Origin of the sequence: Paenibacillus puerhi, from assembly GCF_009846885.1 — a bacterium.
GTDB lineage: Bacteria > Bacillota > Bacilli > Paenibacillales > NBRC-103111 > Paenibacillus_G > Paenibacillus_G puerhi.
The window spans coordinates 1-6955 of record NZ_WUWM01000060.1; the positions used below are offsets into that span (position 1 = coordinate 1).

Below are 6955 nucleotides of genomic sequence, written 5' to 3' on the forward strand. Positions count from 1 at the left end.
TAGATCCTTTTCGGTGGATTATGGACAGTACTACCTGCCATTCCATTGTAAGGGATCTTTTTTCTGTTCAGATAGTTAAATGATAGAAAATTGTGAAGATTCAGAGAAGATTAATGCAACGCTAGTGGTCTGATATATATTATTTTGCACCGAGATTAATTGTTTTTTGGAGAACGGTTTGCATCAATTTATTGCATTTATGCATTATTCAGCAAGCCTTAATTTATATAAATATATCCATATCAATATCTTTAAATTTTATTTGGGGGTGTTAAAAATGATGACTAATTTTCCATAGTTTTGTATCTGTCGAGTTTTATAACAGAAGTTAGTAATGGAGGGGACAACATCTATGTTTATTAATCGGAAATGGTTATTATGTTCTATATTATTTGCATGTTTCAGTTTTTTTCTTTTTTTTCAAGGATTTTTAGTTCAAGCAACTAATCAATATTCATCTTTAGAAGGGAACATTATTCCGATCATGACAGCAGACGAGTCGGCGTCAGGTGTGGCGAGTGCAAGCAGCGACTTCGGTGCTAATTACAAACCGTACAAGGCATTTGACCATCAGGATTTGGAGCAAGCATGGGTAACTAATGGTGTAACAGAAGGATGGTTATCCTTTGAATTTCCGACGCAGCGTCATGTGGTAGCCTATCGATTGTGGCCCCGAAATGAAATCAGCGCGATAGCAGCGTCGCCGAAGAATTGGACATTTGAGGGCTACGACGGAACAAGTTGGAAAGTACTGGATACGAGAATCGAGATTAGTAATTGGACAATAGGCGAGCCCAAGTCATTCACGATAGCGTCATACAGCGCCGGCTATAAGGCCTATCGCATTAACATAACGGCCAACAACGGACATTGGTATACGAGTGTTGGAGAGCTGGAGATGATCGAAGGTGAAAGTGGAACCACACTGCCAATTGAGAATCCTGCTTCAGGCAATGTTACAGTGCCAGGAACGCTGGAAGCCAGCAATTATTTCAAAATGTTTGGCGTTAACGTCACTAATGATACTTACCAATCAGGACATTTACAGTGGACAATGGACAATGGTTGGGTTGAATACAAAGTGGATGTTAAAATCAGTGGAGAATATTTGGTGGAATTCCATTCGGCAGCTGAAGCCCATGGAACTACACTTCAATTAAGCACATTCTCTAATGTGCTATCAGCAGTGTATGTACCTCTTGAAGAGCTCAACCCGGAAGGGTGGAGAACAGTGACATCGCAAGTATATATGCAAGCAGGGGAGCAAACAATCAGAATTTCAGCGAATCTACAAGGTACCCTAGTTAAATCACTTAACTTTGTGAGAGTTAATAATATACAACTTCCATCAAAGCCGGAGGGTTTGTTCTCAAATTATCAAACTAGTAATTCCATCTCGTTATCTTGGCAGCCATCAGTTGGTAGCAACAGGATTGTTCATTACAATGTATACAAGGATGGAGCACTGATCACTACAGTAAGTGGAGTGACTTACTCAATTGTCATTGAAGGATTGTTACCAAAGAAGAATTATACTTTTAATGTAATAGCACAAGATTCAGCAGGATACCATTCGGAACCAAGCACTCCTTTGATCGTCGTTACACTACGACCAGTTGTGAGTAAAATGATATATGAATATGACCAACTTAATCAGTTAAAGAAAATTAAATATGAAGATGGCTCTGTCATTGAGTATGTTTACGATGATGGGGGAAACCTCCTGCGAATTTTACGTGACTAACATCTTTACAATAAATTTGAGGTATGCACATAGAGTTTTTCATTCTAACTTAAGTACATTTGAAAGATATTTAGTAAATTGTTTTCGATTAAATTAAAGAAAAGGTTGGATAAAATGTCGGCATTCAAAAAAACTGTTTATTCATTACTTCTGTGTCTGGTCTTTGCTGCACTGTTTATTGGTATTAATAAAGCAGAGGCTACTGTTTCAATTGACCAGCAGGAGTTTTTGTTTACCGTAGATCCAGGACAAACTGTGAAGATAACGGCTCTCTCTGCCCAATCCAACGGAACCTACATCTTATTGAATGTAACAGGTGGAAACTATGAATATGAGATGAATCAGGCTTATTCATCTACTCACAAACAAGTTGGGGCTCAATCAGCATATGAAGATAATATGGTTTGTCAAACGTGCTATTCTCCTAAGTGGCATAAAAGTATTGTCAATGATCTATGGTACAGACATGCATTTGAGAGATCTGGTTCATACTTAATCATAAGAAATAAAGATAAGATACCACTTGAATTAAAGACACCTATCGGAGAATCTAAATATTTGTCTGTGAGTAAAAATTACCATCTACCTACGACAGATAACAGTTTTAAAAAAGAGAAAACAGTAACTGTTAGTTCTTCGAGCAACTCAGAAATATTGAAAAAAATTACTTTGAATCCAGGAGAGACTTTGAAAATAGTTGATGGTGGGAGTTATTCATCGGCTCAATATGCCGGTATGCTTGAAATTGCAATGTATTCTGTTTGGGATAATGAACAGCAAGTATATGTGTATAAAGACGATGGTTTTAATAATGAAGGTGGATTCGGAACGTACGATGGAGTATCAAGCACAATATATGCTACCAATGCTTCGAGGTATGATTCTGCTGAAATTTTGCTGCCCAATCATAATCTGCTCACTTATGCAATTTCTGATGAACCAGCTTTTAGGAAGGTCGCAGTTTCTCCTGGAAGTACATATGCAGTAGAAATAGCAGAAAATCAAAGACGTGGCCAGGACTTCTATTTGTTCGGCGACAAGTATGATCTGACTGTATATGAAAAAGTGAATGGGGAAATAAGGAATCAATATTGGGGATATTATGTTTCTCCTGATGAGTCTTATAATTCATGGCTGCTTCCTCAGGGAAGAGGGGGTTTGTATTATGATGGCTTTCATATCACAAATAAATCTTCGTCTTATTTGAACATATGGACACCATATCAATTATTTAGTAAGCAATATTTTATTAGTCAACCAGTATACACTTATGTTGAATTACAAAAAGGAGAAAGCATTTTATTTGATCATTTTTTAGATTGGTACGGATGGATGGTTAGGTGGCAAGGAGACGTATTTTCGTACATTTCCGATCAGTTAAATTATGACGGTACTTTATCTACCTATGCCTATTATAAAACAAATTGGATAGGTTCTTACGAATCCCTAGTCAATCTTACGAATGAAAGCGAGGTCCCGTTTCGTTTAAGTTTTCCAAGTTTAATACCTTACAAATTATCTTTAGAATCTGTATTTGATTATATTAAAGTAAACCCTAAACAAACTCTTGCTTTGTTTAACGATACCCAGCAAAGTTTGCTTGATTTGTCATATTCCTCTAAAGATCCATATAGTTTTGATCTGGTCAATGGAGTAAATGAAAATCAACATACTTTAATGTTTGAGGATTTGGAAAATGATGAGGAGTATTTTGGAAGAACGTATATTCAAGGGCTTGCTTGCCTTTATAATAAGGGAGACAACTCTCTAACAGTTATTGTTCCTAGAGGAAAAATGCTAGCTGAGGTAACAAATTCTGGAGAATGTCTTAAAGAAGAAGTTAAGATTAAAAAACAAGGAGTTTTTGATGGCGCAGTTGATACTGCTTCAGGAGAAATCACATATCCTATCAATCTGTTGGCTCTACAAGGGGCACTTCCCTTTAGCTTTGGAATTATTAACTCCCTCCTACTCAAATAAGGAATCCATTGTCGGCAAAGGATGGAGGCATTCGTTTGATGCAAAAGTTGATCACTCCAATGATATCCAGATTCAGTGGCCAAATAATAAAGTATCTGCCTTCGAAGAGAAGGATGGAGGCGAGGTACAACCGAAAAACATGCCTGCTGCCTACCAAAAATACGTAAAACAACAAGGACTCCCAGAGACACTTAGCCTACCGGATCAAAGTCAGCACATCTTTGATGGCGATAAATTGAAAAAAACGGTAACCACTAATGGTCAAACGCTAATTTATGAATATGACGAAAATACAGGATATCTTAAAAAGGTTAGTGACGAGATTTCCGATAAGTCTCTTTATCTCAATTATAATTTCAACGGGTTGCTTGATTCCGTACGAGATGAGCTGGGTCGTATCGTAAAATTTAATTATTCTGATAGTCACTTTCTAACTCGGATAACTGATCCCGATGGCAATGACTTCTCCTTCACATATAATGATCAAAACAAGTTGACAAGCGTTGCTGATAAACTTGGAAATTCAATTGTCCATTTTACCTATGATAATTATGGGAGAGTAGTCAAACAAACAGATGCAAACGACAACGACATATCCTATAAATATGGGTCACCCAAGGATGACGGTGGTTTTGAGACTCAAAAAATTAACAGGGAAGGCGCGAAAAGTGTCTATGAATATGACTCTGACTACTTATTGCGTAGCTTCACGGATGAGCAGGGGAATAAAACAAGTTATATTTACGATAGTAAGGGGAACGTGCTTACTAGAACAGATGTGAGTGGACGAGTTACCAAATACACGTATGATGAAAGAGGTAACCTAGTCAATGTTGAGGATGCCTTAGGTCGAAGTTCCCACATGACATATGATGATAAAAATAATTTGTTAACGTCAACCGATCCGCTACTGCGTCAAGTTAGCAATAATTATGATACTAAAAATAACCTTACTTCAACTACAGATGCCGAAGGGAACACTACTCATTATACTTACAATACTGATGGTTTGTTAGTGAAAAAAGAGGACCCTAAGGGAGAAGTAACACAGTATATTTATAACAAAGGAGTTCTTCAAACTATTATTGATCCCTTGGGTTACAGTACAACACTTACGAAAGATGCGGCTGGGAGAATCATTGGTGTCGAAAATGGAGCCGGGTTCACCACCAGATATGATTATGATGGTAATGATCATGTGCTAAGTAAGACGAATCCTCTTGGCCACAGCTTCACGTATACCTATAATCATTTTGGCAGAAAAATATCCGAAACTGATCCTCGAAACGGGATAATTATCTATAACTATGATAGAAAAGGACAGCTCTTGTCAGTACAGGATGCAATGGGTGGATTGCAGCAATTTGAATACGACAAGGAAGGGCGATTAATCAAACGGGTGGATCAACTCGGACAAATTACATCGTATAATTACGATAGCGTCGGCAATTTGTTAAAAATTACCGATCCAACTTTAGTATCACAAAGTTTTGAATATGATGATTTAAATCGATTAATCAAGAAGAAAGCTCCAGATGGGACAACAATTGAAACATACACCTATGATGGAGCCGATAATTTACTAACACAGATGGATGCATTAGGATATATTAATAGAAATGAATATGATGTATTGGATCGCGTGACCAGAGTCAGTGACGCTCTTAATCGAACAAATATTTACTCTTATGATGCCGGTGGAAGACTTAAATCTGTGCAGGATGCAAGTGGAAAAACAAGCGTTCTTGAGTTTGATGCAGTTGGAAACTTACTGAAAGTCACTAATACTAACCAGAATCAAACATCGTTTACTTATGATGCACTCGGCCAACTTCTAACACATACACTAGAGACCGGAGATAGGGCTCAGTTTCAGTACGAATCTCGAGGACTTGTCAGTCTAGAAAAGAACAGACGAGGTCAAATTCGCTCATACACTTATGACAGCAATGGTCAACTGCTTTCTTCTACAGACGAGGTAGGAACAGTTGAGTACGAGTATGATGCTAATGGGAACACAATAACTGTCCGAGACCAGTTAGGTTCTGTTGAACGTAATTTCGATGCTAACAATAGGATGATCTATTACAAGGATGTGTTTGGTAACGCCATTAACTATAGTTATGATGCTAAAGGACAGTTAATTGGTTTGACATATCCAGGAAATAAACAAATATCATACTCATACAATGAGTTGGGATATTTGTCAGAGGTTAAAGATTGGAACAACCGTGTGACTCGTTATACCTACAACGAACGTGGCTGGCTTGTCCAGACATTGCGTCCAGACAATTCAGAAGAGAGCAGGGAATACGATTCTATTGGGCGAGTTATTGCATTATGGGATAGAACTGCTGACGGTACAGAGATTTCAAGATATCATTATACTTACGATTCAGTTGGCAATATTACCAAAGAAGAACGAAGCTATGAAGAGCAATCTGTTCTACCACCTTCTGTCGATATGACATATACAAAAGCAAATCGTTTGTCTACGTTTAATGGAAATTCTGTTATATTTGATGCGGATGGTAATATGGTAGAAGGTCCGTTGAATGGGAATATGCTTACCTACATTTATGATTCAAGAAACCAATTGAAACAGGTTGGTACGACCGTTTATACTTATGATGCAGAAGGCCATCGGGTGGCTATAGATCAGGCTGGTGTGACAACCCGTTATGTCGTTAGCCCTGCTGGGCTAGGATACACAATTATGGAAACCGACAATAATGGGAATCCAAAAGCGTATTATATCTATGGTATCGGACTAATCGGCAGAGAAAATGCAGATGGTGAGTATCAAAATTATCATTTCAATTCCCAAGGAAGTACGGTTGCCCTAACTAATCAGACTGGGGAAATAATTGATCAATTTATTTACGGGCCTTTTGGTGAACTCCAAAGAGTAAGTGGAACAACTGAGCAGCCATTTTTGTATAACGCCTCTGATGGTGTCATGACCGATTTAAACGGGTTGTATTATATGCGAGCTAGATATTATAATCCTGATATAAAAAGATTTATCAATAAGGATACGTATGAAGGAGATATTACGAATCCGCTGAGTTTGAATCTATATACGTATGTTGAAAATAATCCATTATATAAACCGCAATTAAGATCATAACCGAACAAGTAGACGATCGATGGTATCCATTGGATGCTTATTGATCCGCTTCATGAATTGGCTCACATGAAGTCTGATCTTATAGAACTTTTCAAAGAAAA

3 protein-coding genes are annotated in these 6955 nt (G+C 37.6%); all 3 read left to right on the top strand.

Annotation, left to right across the window (positions count from 1 at the left end):
- The first annotated feature begins 352 nt into the window (after positions 1-352).
- Complete coding sequence (locus tag GSF01_RS28635) at positions 353-1744, top strand: carbohydrate-binding protein (protein ID WP_159888677.1); 1392 nt, start codon at positions 353-355, stop codon at positions 1742-1744.
- 114 nt (positions 1745-1858) lie between these two features.
- The gene (locus tag GSF01_RS28640; RefSeq protein WP_159888678.1) at positions 1859-3724 is read left to right on the top strand and encodes a hypothetical protein; all 1866 of its coding nucleotides are present in this window, start codon (positions 1859-1861) and stop codon (positions 3722-3724) included.
- The gene (locus GSF01_RS28645) at positions 3612-6854 is read left to right on the top strand and encodes an RHS repeat-associated core domain-containing protein (protein ID WP_159888679.1); all 3243 of its coding nucleotides are present in this window, start codon (positions 3612-3614) and stop codon (positions 6852-6854) included. The genes GSF01_RS28640 and GSF01_RS28645 overlap by 113 nt, the downstream gene beginning before the upstream one ends.
- Positions 6855-6955 lie beyond the last annotated feature (101 nt).